This is a genomic window from Microbacterium sp. (assembly GCF_049650565.1).
In the GTDB taxonomy this organism is placed as follows: domain Bacteria; phylum Actinomycetota; class Actinomycetes; order Actinomycetales; family Microbacteriaceae; genus Microbacterium.
Genome location: NZ_JBASAK010000042.1, coordinates 1 through 16247, shown reverse-complemented (window position 1 = coordinate 16247; position 16247 = coordinate 1). Strand labels below are relative to the sequence as shown.

General features: G+C 69.5%; 11 protein-coding genes. 7 read left to right on the top strand and 4 right to left on the bottom strand.

Annotated elements, in window-relative coordinates:
* Positions 1-10 precede the first annotated feature (10 nt).
* The 5 genes from WA967_RS07985 (at position 11) to WA967_RS07965 (ending at position 5488) form a co-directional block, all read left to right on the top strand.
* Positions 11-1195 carry a sensor histidine kinase gene (locus tag WA967_RS07985; RefSeq protein ID WP_424420948.1) on the top strand — a complete coding sequence of 395 codons (1185 nt, stop codon included), beginning with the start codon at positions 11-13 and terminating at the stop codon, positions 1193-1195.
* Complete coding sequence (locus WA967_RS07980) at positions 1195-1920, top strand: LytR/AlgR family response regulator transcription factor (protein WP_424421042.1); 726 nt, start codon at positions 1195-1197, stop codon at positions 1918-1920. The genes WA967_RS07985 and WA967_RS07980 overlap by 1 nt, the downstream gene beginning before the upstream one ends.
* Positions 1917-2312, top strand: coding sequence for a heavy metal transporter (locus tag WA967_RS07975; protein WP_424420946.1), 396 nt, complete (start codon positions 1917-1919; stop codon positions 2310-2312). The genes WA967_RS07980 and WA967_RS07975 overlap by 4 nt, the downstream gene beginning before the upstream one ends.
* Positions 2309-3805 (top strand): cation acetate symporter, encoded by a 1497-nt coding sequence (locus WA967_RS07970; protein WP_424420944.1) that lies wholly within the window; start codon positions 2309-2311, stop codon positions 3803-3805. The genes WA967_RS07975 and WA967_RS07970 overlap by 4 nt, the downstream gene beginning before the upstream one ends.
* 186 nt (positions 3806-3991) lie before the next feature.
* Positions 3992-5488 (top strand): glutamate-cysteine ligase family protein, encoded by a 1497-nt coding sequence (locus WA967_RS07965; protein WP_424420941.1) that lies wholly within the window; start codon positions 3992-3994, stop codon positions 5486-5488.
* Here WA967_RS07965 and WA967_RS07960 read toward each other — a convergent pair.
* The 3 genes from WA967_RS07960 to WA967_RS07950 form a co-directional block, all read right to left on the bottom strand.
* Positions 5485-6027 (bottom strand): cysteine hydrolase family protein, encoded by a 543-nt coding sequence (locus tag WA967_RS07960; protein WP_424420938.1) that lies wholly within the window; start codon positions 6025-6027, stop codon positions 5485-5487. The genes WA967_RS07965 and WA967_RS07960 overlap by 4 nt on opposite strands.
* Positions 6024-7481, bottom strand: coding sequence for a purine-cytosine permease family protein (locus WA967_RS07955; protein WP_424420935.1), 1458 nt, complete (start codon positions 7479-7481; stop codon positions 6024-6026). The genes WA967_RS07960 and WA967_RS07955 overlap by 4 nt, the downstream gene beginning before the upstream one ends.
* A gap of 115 nt (positions 7482-7596) precedes the next feature.
* Positions 7597-8922 (bottom strand): M18 family aminopeptidase, encoded by a 1326-nt coding sequence (locus WA967_RS07950; protein ID WP_424420932.1) that lies wholly within the window; start codon positions 8920-8922, stop codon positions 7597-7599.
* A gap of 146 nt (positions 8923-9068) precedes the next feature.
* On the opposite strand from WA967_RS07950, the gene WA967_RS07945 reads away from it, so the two are divergent.
* Positions 9069-14609, top strand: coding sequence for a DUF7507 domain-containing protein (locus WA967_RS07945; protein WP_424420930.1), 5541 nt, complete (start codon positions 9069-9071; stop codon positions 14607-14609).
* Between the two features lie 94 nt (positions 14610-14703).
* On the opposite strand, the gene WA967_RS07940 is transcribed toward WA967_RS07945, so the two are convergent.
* Complete coding sequence (locus tag WA967_RS07940; protein ID WP_424420927.1) at positions 14704-15360, bottom strand: response regulator; 657 nt, start codon at positions 15358-15360, stop codon at positions 14704-14706.
* A 319-nt stretch (positions 15361-15679) separates the two neighbouring features.
* Here WA967_RS07940 and WA967_RS07935 point away from each other — a divergent pair.
* On the top strand, positions 15680-16247 hold a 568-nt coding region (locus WA967_RS07935), incomplete at its 3' end, for a histidine kinase (RefSeq protein WP_424420925.1).

Sequence of the window (16247 nt, the reverse complement as noted above, 5' to 3'; positions counted from 1 at the left end):
TGCTGAGCGCATGACCGACCAGGCGGTGCTCGCCGGCATCCTGGGCGTCGCCGTCGGCGTGCTGCTGACCCTCGCCCTGGTGCTGGTGCGCAGGCTCGCGCGCGGCTCGCGCGACCTCGGAGGCGAGGCCGAGCGAGCCACGTCGCGCACCCTGCATGTGGCGGGGCTGGCCGCCGCCGAGCTCAGAGGAGATCAGGGTCCCGACCTCACCAGGGCCGCGCGGCATCTGCACACGCTGCTGGGAGCGCAGGCCGTCGCGATCGTGATGGGCGACGGCGCGGTCGCCACCGACGGGGCTGTGACGGGACTGGAGACTTCGGCCCGGCGCATCGCCGACCGGGTGCGCGAGACCGGCAGACGGCAGGTGTTCCCGCGCAGGGACGCCCCCGGCGCCGCGGCAGAGGCCGTCGGCGCGCCCATGCTGCTGGGCGGCGAGGTGCGCGGCGTGCTGATCGCGTTCGCGGAGACCGTCCGCGGCCCGCTGGTGCGCGCGACCGGCGAGGTGGCTCAGTGGTGCGCGACGCAGATCGCGATGACCGAGCTGGAAGAGTCGCGGGCGAGCCTGGCCGAGGCCGAGCTGCGCGCGCTGCGCGCGCAGATCAGCCCCCACTTCATCTACAACTCGCTGGCGGCCATCGCCTCGTTCATCACCACGGATCCGGAACGGGCGCGCGAACTGGTGCTGGACTTCGCCGACTTCACGCGGTACTCGTTCCGCCAGCGCGGGGAGTTCACCACCCTCGCGCAGGAACTGGGCAGCATCCGTCACTACCTCGAGCTGGAGCGCGCCCGGTTCGGCGAACGGCTCGACGTGCGGCTGCGCATCGCGCCCGAGACGCTGTCGACGGTGATCCCGTTCCTGTCCGTGCAGCCGCTGGTCGAGAACGCCGTCAAGCACGGGCTGGAGCCGCTGGCGCAGGGCGGGCGCATCGTGATCGCCGCCGTCGACGAGATCACGCACACCGAGATCTCGGTCGAGGACGACGGCGCCGGCATGGATCCCGAGCAGCTGCGGGCCGCGCTGTCCGGCCCCGCACCCGTCACGCACGTGGGGCTGCGCAACGTCGACACCCGGTTGCGTCGGCTGTACGGCCCGGCCGGGGGACTGGTCGTGGAGACGAACACCGGCGCGGGTACCATGGTGCGGATGCGGATACCGAAGTCGCAGCCCCTGCACGAGACGGACGCGCCGTGATTCTGGACGTGCTGGTCGCCGACGACGAGCCGCCCGCACTCGCCGAGTTGGCGGCCTTCCTGCGCGCGGACGCCAGGATCGGCGCCATCCATCAGGCGTCCAGCGGCGCGGATGCGCTGCGGATGCTGTCGGCCGAGGCCGTGGACGCGGTGTTCCTCGACATCCACATGCCCGGCGTGAGCGGTTTCGACCTGGCGCGGGCACTGGAGCACTTCGTGCAGCGCCCGGCCGTGGTCTTCGTCACCGCCGACGATGCAGGGGCGCTGGAGGCGTTCGACGTGCGCGCCGTGGACTACGTGCTCAAGCCCATCCGCCCGGCACGGCTGCGGCGGGCCGTGGACCGTGTGCTGGCGGTGCGGGCGGGCGTGGAGGGCGTCGACGGCGAGGATGGCGAGACCGTGCCCGTGCCGGTCGGCCAGGCGGTGCGACTGGTGCGACGCGGGGACGTGCGCTGGGTGAAGGCCGAGGGCGACTATTCGCGGTTGTGGACGGCATCGGGCGACGACCATCTCGTCCGCACGCCCATCTCGGAGCTGGAGGAGAGCTGGGCCGCGGCCGGCTTCGTGCGCATCCACCGCTCGTACCTCGTGCACGCCGACGCTGTCACCGAGCTGCGGCTGAGCGGCCCTTCACCCGTGGTGGTGCTTGCCGAGATCGAACTGCCCGTCAGCCGTCGGCTGATCCCCGCCGTGCGCAGCCGTCTGGTGCGGGCGGACCGGCGATGACCGACGACCCCGAGGAGCCCCGCCGGGTGCGGGTGTCGGCCGACGACGCTGCCGCCGCCGAGAGCCCTGGCACCTCGGGGATCGCCCTGCCCGGTGCGCCCGTGCACGAGGCCGACACGGTGTTCCTGCACGGGCTGATGCGTGCGCAGCTGCGCCTTGCAGCGGGGAGCCTGGTGGGCTTCCTGCTGGTGTCGCTGGTGTTCACGGCATCCATCTTCATCATCGCGCGCACGGCCGATCCGATCCTGTTCGGAGTGCCGCTGTCGTGGCTGCTGCAGGCCTACGGCTACTACCCGCTCATCCTGGTGTTCGCGGTCCTGTTCGCCCGCGGCGCCGCCCGCAATGAGCGCAGATACCGCTCCCTGGCGGACACTGACGAGGAGCACGCGTGAATCCCGCTCTCGACATCGCCGCGGTGGTGCTGGTGCTCATCGCGACCGTGGTGCTGGGCGCGATGGGCGTGCGGCTCAGTCGCACCACCGGTGACTTCTTCGTGGCATCCCGCAGCGTGCGCTCGGTGTGGAACGCCTCGGCCATCAGCGGCGAGTACCTCTCCGCCGGCACGTTCCTGGGCCTTGCCGGGCTGGTGCTGCTGGTGGGTGCCGACGGGTTCTGGTTCCCGATCGGCTACGCGGCCGGCTACCTGCTCCTGCTGCTGTTCGTCGCGGCCCCGCTGCGCCGCAGCGGCGCGTACACGATTCCCGACTTCATCGAAGCGCGGCTGGAGTCGAAGGCCGTGCGACGGCTCACCAGCGTGCTGGTGGTGGTGATCGGCTGGCTGTACATCGTGCCTCAACTGCACGGCGCGTCCCTCGCCCTGAAAGTGGTGGCCGACCTGCCCGGATGGGCGGGCGCCGTGGTGGTCGCGGTCGTGGTGTGCGGGCTGGTCGCGGCGGGCGGCATGCGGGCCATCACCGTGGTGCAGGGCATGCAGTACTGGCTCAAGCTCACCGCGCTGCTGGTGCCCGCGGTCGTCCTGCTGATCGCGCTGTCCGGCCGTGAGCCGGAGCTTTCGCCGGCGATGGAGCCCCTGCAGGCGTTCCCGGTGGAGCTCGGACCGGCGGCGACGCATCCCTATGCGACCGGATCGCTGATGCTGGCGCTGCTGCTGGGCACGATCGGCCTGCCGCACGTGCTGGTGCGCTTCTACACCAGCCCCGACGGCGGTTCCGCGCGGCGCACGACGGTGCTGGTGGTGGCGATGATCGGCGCGTTCTACGCGGTCTCGGGCACGATGGGGCTCATCGCCCGGGTCGTCACCCCCGATCTCGCGCATCCGGGACTGGCCGACACGGTCGTGCTGGCACTGCCCTCGCGCGTACTGCCAGGGCCACTGGGCACGCTGCTGACCGCGCTGGTGGTCGCGGGGGCGTTCGCCGCGTTCCTGTCCACGTCGTCGGGCCTGGTCGTGTCGCTGGCCGGCGTGATCAGCCAGGACGTCTTCGACGGCTCGGTGCGCTCGTTCCGGCTGTCGGCCGTGCTGTGCGTGGTGGTGCCGCTGGGCGTGGCGCTGCTGACCGGCCCCGAGGCGCTGGTCTCGAGCGTGGGCACGGTGTTCCTCGTGGCCGCGACCAGTCTCACGCCGGTGATCCTGCTCGGGGTGTGGTGGCGCGGTCTCACCGCACGGGGCGCTGCGGCAGGGATGCTGGTGGGGGCCCTCACCTGCGGGGCGGCGCTGCTGGGATCGGCTCTCGTCGGCGAGGCATTGTCGGGAGCGGATGCCGCACTCGCGGCCGCCCTGCTGGCGCAGCCTGCCGCGTGGGCGATTCCGCTGGCCACTGCGGTGGTCGTCATCGTCTCGCTGCGGGATCGGGACCGCGTGCCCACCCGGGCCGACCGGTACCTCGCGCGACTGCACCTGCCGGAGCGGCGCCGGGAAGCTTAGCCGGCGACCCACCCGGTTCACGCCCCTGCTGAGCTGCCCCGCCCCTGTTGAGCTGCGTCGATGAGCAGGGGCAAGGCTGCTGGACAGGGGCGAGGAGCTCAGACGCATTGTCCGTGAACATGCATGAGAGCGGAGGGTCGAGCGCAGGTCTGGTGCGATCCCCCGGCGTCCGGGTAATGTCGGGCCATGGGAGACCACGTCGGGGTGCAGAGCTTCTCACGCCAGGATCGCACGCGATTCCGGGCCAAGGTCGGGCGTTGTCTGGATGCCCTGGCCGTGATGCTGGCCGACGGGCGGTTCGACGTCTCGGACCCGCAGCTGGGGCTGGAGATCGAGCTGAACCTGGTCGACGATGCGCGGGACCCGGCCATGTCGAACGAGCGGGCGCTGGAAGCCATCGCCAGTCCGGCGTTCCAGACCGAGCTGGGGCAGTTCAATGTCGAGATCAACGTCGCCCCGCGGCCGATCGACGGGACGCATCTGCAGGAGCTGGAGGACGTGCTCCGCGGGGCACTGAACGCGGCCGATGATCGGGCCCGCGAGGCGGGCTGCGGGCTGGCGATGATCGGGATGCTGCCGACGCTGGATGAGCGCCACTTCACCGAGGAGTGGCTCTCGAAGGATCCGCGCTACGGCCTGCTGGGGCAGCAGATCCTCGCCGCCCGCGGTGAGGACATCGAGCTGGTGCTGGACGGGCCGTCGCTGTCCGATGGCGGACCTCGGGAGAGCCTGGAGATCGTGTGCGACACGATCCTGCCCGAGGCCGCGTGCACGTCGGTGCAGCTGCACCTGCAGGTGGCGCCGGCGGACTTCGCCGCGTACTGGAACTCCGCGCAGGCCATCGCCGGGGTGCAGGTGGCGCTTGCCGCCAACTCGCCGTTCTTCGCGGGGCGGGCGCTGTGGCACGAGACCCGCATCCCGATGTTCGAGCAGGCCACCGACACGCGCCCGCAGGAGCTGAAGAACCAGGGCGTGCGGCCCCGGGTGTGGTTCGGCGAGCGGTGGATCACCTCGATCTTCGACCTGTTCGAGGAGAACTCCCGGTACTTCCCTGCGCTGCTGCCGGTGTGCACCGACGAGGACCCGTTCGAGGTGCTGGCCGCCGGCGGTTCGCCGAAGCTGGCCGAACTGCGCATGCACAACGGCACCATCTACCGCTGGAACCGGCCCATCTACGACGCGCAGGGAGAGGGCCGGCACCTGCGGCTGGAGAACCGCGTGCTGCCGGCGGGTCCCAGCATCCCGGACGTGCTGGCGGATGCCGCGCTCTACTACGGCCTGGTGCGCAGCCTGGCCGAGGCGGATCGTCCGCTGTGGACGCAGATGACGTTCGATGCCGCGGAGGAGAACCTGCACTCGGCGGCGCGTGACGGCATCGAGGCGCGGATGTACTGGCCCGAGGTGGGCTGGGTGGGTCCGCGCGAGCTGGTGCTCCGCCGGCTGCTGCCGCTGGCGGCGGAGGGTCTGGACGCCTATGGTGTGGAGTCCGCGGTGCGCGACCGCTACCTGGGCATCATCGAGCAGCGCTGCCTGACCGGCCGCAACGGCGCCACGTGGCAGCGCGCCGCCGTGGCCGCTCGCGAGGCAGCCGGCGACTCCCGCTCCCAGGCCCTGCACGGCATGCTCGACGAGTACCTCGAGCGCATGCACACCGGCACCCCCGTGCACACCTGGGACTTCTAGCCCAGCACCTCCGCCGTCGTCTTCAGCGTGATCTGCGGCGGGTACAGGCCCATCACGTGCAGTGCGGCTGCGTGATTTGAGGCGTCGGAGCCGGCGCAGGCGTCGGTCACCACGGTGAGCCTGGCACCGGCATCCGCTCCTGCCAGAGCCGTCGACAGCACACAGCAGTCCGTCGAGACTCCGGCCAGCACCACTTCGGCACCGCGGCCGACGATCGCCTCCAGCTCCGGACCCCACTTGCCGAACGTCGGCAGATCGAGGGTGGGGTGGTGCGAGAGCCCTGCGGCTCCTGGAACCAGGTCGTAGAGCGGATCGGATGCCGGCCTGTCGGCGAACGGCCAGGCGGCGAAGTACTCGCCCCACGACGTGGACCGGTCGGCGGTCGGCATCCAGCGGGTGACCAGCACGCGTTCGCCGTGCGCGTCGGCCAGCAGCCGGATGTTCGCCATCGTGTCGGCGAAGAACGGGGAGCCCCACTCGGAGTCGGGGGAGGCGAAGATGTTCTGCGGGTCGATGACGACCAGCCAGCGATCCGTCACGCCTGCTCCTGGCGGCGGATCCTGCCCTTGCGGGCGATCCACGTCACGACGAACGACAGCACCAGCGCAAACAGCACGCCCAGGTTCGCATAGCCCCAGTCGTCCATCCATCCGAGCGCCCGCAGGAAGTAGCCCTGCCAGTCGTTCCACGGGGTGTGCTCGATCTGGTTCATCACGAAGCCCCAGCCGATGCCGGTGGCGACGAGCATCGTGATGATCGAGGTCCAGTCGAACGCGCCGTACCTGCCGCGCGAATCGAACAGCGCCTCGTCGTCGTAGTCGCGGCGGCGCTGCAGGATGTCGGCGATGAGGATGCCGGCCCACGACGCCATCGGCACGCCCAGCGTGATGAGGAACGACTGGAACGGGCCGATGAAGCTCTCGGCGAAGAACACCACGAAGATCGTGCCTGCGGTCAGGATCACGCCGTCGATGCCTGCCGCGGCGGGACGGGGGATGCGGATGCCCAGGCTCAGCAGCGTGAGGCCGGAGGAGTAGATGCCCAGCACCGCGCCGGAGACCAGCGTGAGGATCGCGACGATCAGGAACGGCACGAGGATCCAGGTCGGCAACAGGGTCGCCAGAGCCCCGATGGGGTCGCCGCCCACGGCATCCGCCAGCTTCTGGTTCGATCCCGCCAGCAGAAGGCCGAAGAAGACCAGGATCACCGGAGCCACGGAGCCGCCGATGGTGTTCCACGCGACGATCTTCGAATCGGATGCCGTGCGCTTCTGGTACCGCGACCAGTCGGCGGCGATGTTGATCCAGCCCAGCCCGAACCCGGTCATCACCATCACGAGCGCGCCGATGGTCTGCGCGAGCGTGCCGTCGGGGCGCGAGAACGCGGCCGACCAATCGATGCTGTCGAAGGTGAGGATCAGGAACAGGATCGTCATGATGCCGGTCAGCCAGGTGAGCACCGACTGGAGCTTCATGATGGTGTGGTAGCCGAGCACGGATGCCGCGACGATGAGTGCCGCGACGACGACGGTCGCGATGATCTTCAGCGCCGTGCCCTGGTCGTCGGCGCCCAGCCAGCCGAGGCTGCGGAACACGGTGGTCGTGGCCAGCACGGCCGTGATCGCCAGCGATGTCTCCCAGCCGATCGAGGTCAGCCATGACACGATGCCCGGCAGCTTCTGCCCCTGCACGCCGAACGCCGCGCGCGACAGGATCATCGTCGGTGCTGAGCCCCGCTTGCCCGAGATGGCGATCAGGCCGCACAGGAAGAACGACACGACGATGCCGATCACCGACACCAGCGTGGCCTGCCACAGCGAGATGCCGAAGCCCAGCACGAACGAGCCGTAGCTCATGCCGAACACCGACATGTTGGCCGCGAACCACGGCCAGAACAGGTCGCGGGGCTTGGCGGTGCGCTCGGACTCGGGGACGATCTCGATGCCGGTGCGTTCGATCAGCGAGGAGCTCGGGATCTGAGATGCCGTTGACATGGCTCCATTGTGCCCTCTCCTTCTGGTCAGTGCGACCATATTCGTTCCGGTGGGCGCGAGTCAGTCTCCGAGGAGTCCTGGAAGCCGGATGACCCTGTGGAGCAGGGCGGGGTTCTCAGTCGGCGAAGAAGGCCCGTGCCACGCGGGACAGGGCGTACAGGTCGCTGACGCCGGCGAGCTCGCGGGCGGAGTGCATCGAGAGGATCGGGATGCCGATGTCGACGGTGCGGATGCCCAGCCGCGTGGCCGTGATCGGGCCGATGGTCGAGCCGCAGGGCACGGCATTGTTCGACACGAACTCCTGGTAGCCGGCACCCGCGCTCTCGCACCAGGCGGACCAGGCGGCGGCACCCACGGCATCCGTCGCGTAGCGCTGGTTGGCGTTGATCTTCAGGATCGGGCCCGAGCCCAGCACCGGCTGCACCACAGGATCGTGCTTGTGCGCGAAGTTCGGATGCACGGAGTGGCCGACGTCGCTGGAGAGATGCCAGGATGCCGCGAACGCGCGGCGCTGACCCTCGGCATCCGCCCCGAGTCCGGCGTACACCCGCGCGAGGACATCCTCCAGGAACGGACCCGCCGCACCGGAGCGGGATGCCGAGCCGAGCTCCTCGTGGTCGAACGCGGCGAGCATGGAGATCGGGCGGCCCTTCGACACGCTCAGTGCCCCTCCCTGGGTCGCGGAGCCTGTCGCGTCGTCGGCCGCCTCGATGAGCGCGACCGCGCCGGCGTGCACCGAGGCGAGATCGTCCAATCGGCCGGCGGCGAAGAACGCGTCGTCCTTGCCGAAGACAGCGCCGCGTGCGGCATCCGCCACGACGGCGTCGTAGCCGCGGATGTCGGCGGCGTCGACGCCCGCGGCGGCGGCCAGCTCGGCGAGGATGTCGCCGGATGCCGCATCACCGAGCCCCCAGACAGGCTGCGTGCCGGTCTGCTTGTCGAGCGAGAAGTTCTCGTTGGCGCTGCGGTCGAGGTGGATGGCCAGCTGCGGCAGCCGCAGCAGCGGCCCGGTCGCAGCCAGCAGGACACGGCCGTCGGCCAGCGCCAGGCGGCCTGCCAGGCGCAGCTCGCGGTCGAGCCACGAGTTCAGCAGCGGCCCGCCGTACACCTCGACGGCGGCCTGCAGCCAGCCGTGCGAGCCGGTGGTCGGCTTGGGCTTCAGCTTGAAGCCGGGGGAGTCGGTGTGCGCGCCCAGCGCGTGCACGGGCGTTGTCGCCGTGGCATCCGCCGGCACCACCCAGCCGATGGCCGCACCGTCGCGCACGACGACGAACCTGTCGCCGGGCTGCGCAGGCCAGGCGTCGGTCTCCTCGAGCCGCGTGAACCCGGCATCCTGCAGGCGTCGGGCGACCTCCTCGGCCGCGTGATAGCTCGACGGCGACGCCGCGATGAAATCCGCGAGGTCGGAGGCGTGGGCGAGGGCGGCAGCGCTGACGGGCATGCCTTCGATGGTAATCCGGTCTCGATCTCGCAACATCCTCACGAGCGAAGGACGACGCGGTGTCTCCAATCCCCCTAGAGTATGAACCGGAAGCGCGCCCCCGCCCAAAGGCGCGGGGAGCTTCCAGGGATCAGGGGGGGTTCTTCGTGCCTGCATATGCTCACTCGCGTATTCGTCGCGCCGTCGCCGGCGCAGCATCCGCCCTCCTGATCGCGGCGGGACTCACCGTCGTGACCGCAGTGACGGGCCCCGTCCAGGCGTCCGCCGCTCAGGACCCGACCCAGTGTCAGGGCTCGGTGGCGCTGACCAACGGCTCGTTCGAGACGCCGGTGCTTCCGACCGGCTCGCAGGGCATGTTCGACGCAGGCTCCGTACCTGGCTGGCTCACGACCGACAGTCTCAATAAGGTCGAGATCTGGTCGGGCGGCTTCAACGGAGTCCCCTCCGCTGCGGGGAAGCAGTTCGCCGAGCTGAACGCCAACAGTGCCAGCAGGCTGTATCAGGACGTGCCCACAACCCCGGGACAGACGCTCGTCTGGTCACTCAAGCACCGGGCTCGCATGGGAACGGATGTCATGCGCGTGGTGATCGGCGCTCCGGGGAAGAGCCTCGTCCAGAACGGTCCGAACCTCTCCGACACGACGGCCGCGTGGGGCTCGCATTCGGGCACCTACACCGTCCCCGCCGGGCAGACCATGACGCGCTTCGGCTTCGAGGCCGTCAGCGCAGGCTCCGGGAACGCTTCTGTCGGCAACTTCCTCGACGACATCACTTTCGGCACCGGCCCATGCCTGGTGACCACCAAGAGCGTCACGAACCTCACCCGCGGCGGTGCGACCGCCGAGGTGGGTGACGTGCTGCGGTACACCGTGACGACCGTCAACAACGGCGGCAATCCTGCGACCCAGGTCGCCTCCGCCGATGTCCTCGCGAACGGGATCGATTTCGTGCCGGGCTCGGTCCGGATCATCAGTGGCGCCGGGGCGGGTGCGCTGACGGATGCCTCGGGAGATGACCGCGGCGAGTTCACCGCATCCAACCGCACGGTGAAGGTGCGGCTCGGCGACAACGGCAGCGCCGCGTCAGGCGGATCGCTGGGGGTCGGGGCAAGCAGCAGCTACACGTTCGACGCGAAGGTCGGGGTCTCCGCCGCGGCGACGACCCTCCTCAACGAGGCGACGGTGGCGTTCCGCGACGGAGTCGTCGGGCAGAACCGCACCTCCACCAGCAATGAGACTCAGACGCCGGTGAACGCCGCCGCCGATCTCGCCATCACCAAGACGTTGGACACGTCGCCTCTGGTGGCAGGGAAGCAGGCGACCTTCACGATAGACGTCACCAACAACGGTCCGCAGACGGCCACGGGCGCCTCTGTGAATGACATCGTCCCCGCCGGATTCTCGGTGACCGGAGCCACCGCCGGGCAGGGCACGTGCACCATCACTACGGCCGTCACCTGTGCGCTGGGATCACTGGCTGTGGGGGCGAGCACCAGCATCACGGTGACGGGAACGGTCTCCGCGACGATGGATCCCGGTGCCGCCCTGACGAACGTCGCATCAGTGACGGGAACGCTGACGGACACGGACCCGTCGAACAACACCGCGTCCGCGTCCGGCACGCTGTCGACTCAGGCCGATCTGTCCATCGTGAAGACCTTCGCCCCGTCGTCGCCGGTGGCAGGTGAGAACGTGACCTACACGCTCACCGTGCACAATGCGGGTCCTTCTGAGGCGCGGGACGTTCGGGTGACTGACCCGCTCGACCTCGAGACGGCCTTCGTCAGCGCAGTGGCACAGCAGGGAACGTGCGATGACGCCTCGGTCCAGCACACGCTGAACTGCACGATCGGCACGGTCGCACCCGGCGCCACACTCACGGTCGTGGTGACCGCCCAGCTGGCCTCCGGTGCCACCGCCGTCGTCCAGAACTCGGCGATCGTGACCAGCAGCACGCCTGATCCCGACCCGTCCAACAACACCAGCTCGACCAGCATCAACCCGACCATCGAAAGCGATCTGGCACTCACCAAGACCGCTTCGGTTTCGCAGGCGGCGGCCGGTGAGACGTTCGATTACACGATCATCGTCACGAACAACGGGCCGTCCGATGCGGAGAATGCGGTGCTCGACGACGCATTGCCTGCCGGGCTGACCGTGCAGAGCGTGACCGCTGACGGAACCACCTGCTCGCAGCCGACGGCGCAGCGCATCCGGTGCACCTGGGCGACCATCACCTCAGGAAGCTCCCACACGGTCACTGTCATGGTCAAGGTCGCAGCCGATGCGCCGGCAGGCACGGTGACGAACACGGCATCCGTCGCGTCTCCTGCCGAGGACAAGAACCCTGCCGACAACTCCGACTCCGCCGATGTGAAGATCGTGCAGAGCGCGGACGTCAGCGTGGTGAAGACCGCCGATGCGGCGGCCGTGCCCGGCACGGCGTTCGGGTACACCATCACTGTCACCAACAACGGCCCGTCCGTCGCGCGCGGCGTCAGTGTGAGCGACACGCTCCCGACCGGCTTCGCCATCGGCACCGTGCCGAACGACTGCACGATCAGCGGCAGCGTCCTCACCTGTCAGGTCGGAGACCTGACAGTGGGTCAGCAGGTCCAGATCCGGCTCGACGGCACCCTCGCGGAGACATCCAGCGGGACGCTGAGCAACACGGCGACAGTGACGTCCCCGACGCCTGACCCCACGCCGGGGAACAACACGTCGACGGTGGACGAGCCGCTGGCCCCGTCCGCGGACATCTTCGTCACCAAGACCACGAGCACGCCGAGCGTGCCGCTCGATGAGAGCGGGAGCTTCGTCGTCACCGTCCGCAACGACGGACCCTCGGCAGCCGTCGGCGTGGTCGTGAACGAGGCGGCCGGTCCGGGGCTGATCATCACGGCGGCGACGCCGTCGGCCGGCTCGTGGACCCCCGCGGACGCGCGCTGGACGGTCGGCACGCTGCTGCCGGGCGCGTCCGAAACACTCACCGTCACCGCACAGGTGGCGGCGACGGGCGCTCTCGTGAACACCGCCACGGGTACCTCGCAGACTCCCGACCCCGATCCGGCCGACAACACCGGAACCTCGACGATCCAGGGCACGGAATCCGCTGATCTGTCGATCGTCAAGACGGCCTCCGCGAGTGTGGCGCAGCTCAACGCTCCGCTGACCTATACGATCGTCGTCACCAACCACGGGCCGAGCATCGCGTCCGCAGTCACGATCTCCGACCCGCTGCCTGCTGAGCTGCGGAACGCCACGACGCCCACGACGGGCTGCGATATCGCCGCCGGCGTATTGAGCTGCGCTGCCGGTGCGCTCGCGGTGGACGCGTCGTTCACGGCCACTGTGACCGGCACCGTCGATCCGGCGGCAGGCACCGCCGCACTGTCCAACAGCGCGGCGGTCAGCTCCACGACCCATGACCCCGACGCCTCGAACAACACCTCGACGGTTGCCGTGCCGACGTCGGGCACACCGAGAGTCGCCCTGGTCAAGGCCGCATCCGCGCCCGTGGATGCGGACAATGACGGACGCATCGGCGCGGGCGACACCGTCGGCTACACCTTCACCGTGACCAATACCGGCGACACGACACTCACGAGTGCATCGATCAGCGACCCGCTGCTGGGCGGCCCCGTCGCCTGCGCGGCGCTGAGTGCGGCGCTCGCGCCCGGGGCCGAGGTGACCTGCGGGCCCGTGACGTACACGTTGACCCAGGCCGACGCAGATCTGGGCCTCGTCCACAACACGGCGACGGTGACCGGCCAGTCGGCCTGGGGTACCACGACGGCGAGCGCCGAGGCGAACGTCTCTGTTCCGGTGGTCAGCAGCATCGTGCTCACGAAGACAGCGAGCACGGTGATCGACGCGAACAGCAGCGGCGGGGTCAACGCCGGGGACACCATCTCGTACACGTTCACGATGACGAACACGGGCACTTCCTCCCTGCGCGAGGCGTCGATCAGCGACCCGATGCTCGGCGGCGGCGTCACCTGTGAGGCGGCTGACGGCATCGTCCTGGCCCCGGGGCAGTCGATCACCTGCGCACCCGTCGACTACGTGCTCACTCAGAGCGATGTCGACGGCGGGGTGGTCGCGAACACCGCCTCTGTCACGGCGACCTCGCCCACCGGCACGGTCGGTGACGCGGCGTCGGCCTCCGCTGACATCACGCGCACCGCCGGAATCGAGTTGACCAAGAGCGTCGGCATCGTGAAGGACACGGTCGCCGATGGTGTCGTCGGAGCCGGCGACGCCATTCCTTACAGCTTCTCCGTGCGCAACACCGGCAACACGATCCTGACCGGGGCGACCGTCTCCGACCCCCTCCTGGGGGCCGGTGTCGTGTGCGCGATCGCCGAGCTTCTGCCCGGCGAGTCAGCTGACTGCGGTCCGTACGACTACACGCTGACGCAGGCGGACCTCGAGGCCGGGCATCGCGGGAACACCGCGACCGCTCAGGCGGAGAGCCCCCTGGGCACGGTGGACGACGCGTCCACCGCCGACGTCACACTGCCCGGCAAGGCGGCACTGCAGCTCACGAAGACGCCGGGAGCTGTCGTCCCGGGGGCCGACGGCATGATCGGTGCGGACGATGAGGTTCCGTACACCTTCACGATCCGCAACACGGGGACCGTCAACATCAGCGGAATCACTCTCGACGACCCGCTCCTGGGCGGACCGGTCGATTGCGCAGCGCTCGAAGGGCTCGCGCTGACGCCCGGCGCCGAGGTCGAGTGCGGGCCGGTCCCGCACCGGCTGACACAGGCCGAGGTGGATGCCGGGACGGTGCACAACACCGCGACGGCAGCCGGTACGAGCGTCGTCGGAGACGTGGACGGCACGGCGACAGCGGACGTCGCGCTGGTCGGCACCGACCGACTCGCGCTGCTGAAGTCGGCTGCGGCCATCGTGGACGCGAACGGCAACGACCGCACGGATGCCGGTGACACCATCGCGTACACCTTCACGGTCACGAACACCGGAACCACCACCCTCACGGGCGTCTCGGTGGCCGATCCCCGGCTCACCGGCGACATCGTCTGCGATGCGACGAAGCTGGTTCCCGGAGCGTCCACGCTCTGCGCAGGTGCGCCGGCCATACTCACCCAGGGCGAGATCGACGCGGGTGAGATCACCAACACCGCATCTGCGACGGGCACCGGAACCGGAGACGAACCGCCGACCACCGAGGACACCGTCGTCACGCCGATCGAGGCGCAGCCCGCCATCGCGTTGACGAAGACGGGCGGCGACTACGCCGACGTCAACGGGAACGGGCGGATCGATGCCGGTGACTCCGTGGCATTCCGCTTCACGGTCGCGAACACCGGCGCGCGCACCCTCGACGACGTCGTGATCCACGATCCTCTGCTGGGCGGTGCGGTCGCCTGCCGCGTTCCTGCACTCGCACCCGGCGCGAGTGCGGACTGCGGACCGATCCCGTACACGCTCACGGCGTCGGATGCCGCAGCGGGCAAGGTCGTGAACGTGGCCACTGTGAGTGGCGTGGCGGGCGCGGTCACCGTCACGGCGGCGGCGACCGCGACTGTGGACCTGCACCTGCTGGCGACGACGGGTGGCGTGGTCACCGGTATGGGCTGGGCTCTCGCCCTGCTCGCGGTCGGCGGCCTGGCGCTGCTGGTCGCGCGGGTGCGGCGCAGGGAGCGCGTGCGGGCCTGATACCGCGCCGCGGGGAGGGTGGCGTCATCGGGCGCCCTCCCCGCGGAGACAGCAGCGTCGCTGCGGATGCACCTGCGTGCTTCGGCGCGCTCCGTCAGCGGAAGTCGACGAACCCCGCGTGAGCGGCGGTGACGAGGATCTGCACGCGGTCGCGCACGTGCCACTTGGCCATGATGCGACCCAGATGCGCCTTCACGGTGCCCTCTGAGACGATCAGGGACTGGGCGATCTCGGCGTTCGACATCCCCTGCGCCAGACGCTCGAGCACTTCCGACTCGCGTTCGGTCAGCGTCTCGAGTGCCTCGGCCGCGCCGGCCTCCGGCTCGGTCTCGCGAACGTGCTTGACCAGCAGCGAGGCGATACGCGGGGACAGCGAGCTGGCGCCGCTGTGCACCTCCCGGACGCCTTCCAGGATGCTCTCGGCGCTGGAGTCCTTCAGCAGGTAGCCGGATGCGCCCGCGCTCAGCATCGGCAGTACCGTCTCGCTCCCGTCGAGCGTGGTCACCGCGAGGATGCGGATGTCCGGCCAGCGCTGGATGATGGCGGCGGTGGCCTCGATGCCGTTCATCTCGGGCATCTGCACGTCCATCATCACCACGTCGGGGCGGTCGTGCTCCAGGAACGCGATGGCCTCGAGCCCGTTCTCGGCCTCGCCGATGACCTCGACCTCATCGCCGCGGGCGACGAAATGAGCAAGTGCAGAGCGCACCAGTGGGTCGTCATCGACGATCAAGACGCGGATTTTCGGCATGTGACCAGCTTAACTGCGGCAGTCGAGGGGCGAAGCACGGCGCCGGGGTCCCTCGGCATCTATAGACCTTTGGCCAGTCAAGTCTGACCACAGGTGCGATGTGATTTCGTGCGCCAACCGTCAGGATCAATACGTACCTAAACGTAAGACCACATCACGGAGGTGAATGACATGACGTTCTGGCAGCAGCTCGCATACGCACTGGGTCTCTACCGCTAAATCTACCCTGCCAATAGGGAATACTTAAGCTATGCCTTTTGGTTTGTCGGCGCAGATGGGCCCGGCCTCGTTCGGCCTCTCCCACGCGCAGAAGCTTGGCATGCTGGAACGCATAGCCTTGCTGACGATCATCGTCATCGTCGTCGGCATCGATGTCTTCGGCATCTTCTTCATACCCGGGGTTCCACTCTGGTCGTCGTTGCTCAGCATCGCGACCACTGCAGTATTCGCACTGTACCTGTGGTCTCCAGCCGTCGCGACGATCCTTCTGGGGGTCGTTCTGGCGATCTCCTTCATAGCGACCGACGCGTCGGTCCTGCTGGCAGCGGCTGTTGCGGCGGGGCTGGTGATGCGTCTCGGGCGCACGGCTCTGGTTCTGTCGTATGCGGCGGGATTTCTCATCGCTACCGCGGTGGCCGGATTCGACGAGACCGCTGGAACCGTCAACGTCGGCGTCTACCTCATCATGGCCACGGTCTCCGGAGCCGTCGGCTTCGCGCTACGCGCGGCCGCGGAGCGCGGCCGTGTTCTCGAGCACGAACTCGCCGAGAGCGCGGAGCAGGAGCGGCAGGCCGTTCTCGCCGAGCGACGCTGGATCGCCGGCGAGCTGCACGACAGCATCGCCCACCACCTCACCGTCGTGGCACTGCACGTGCAGATGCTCGACG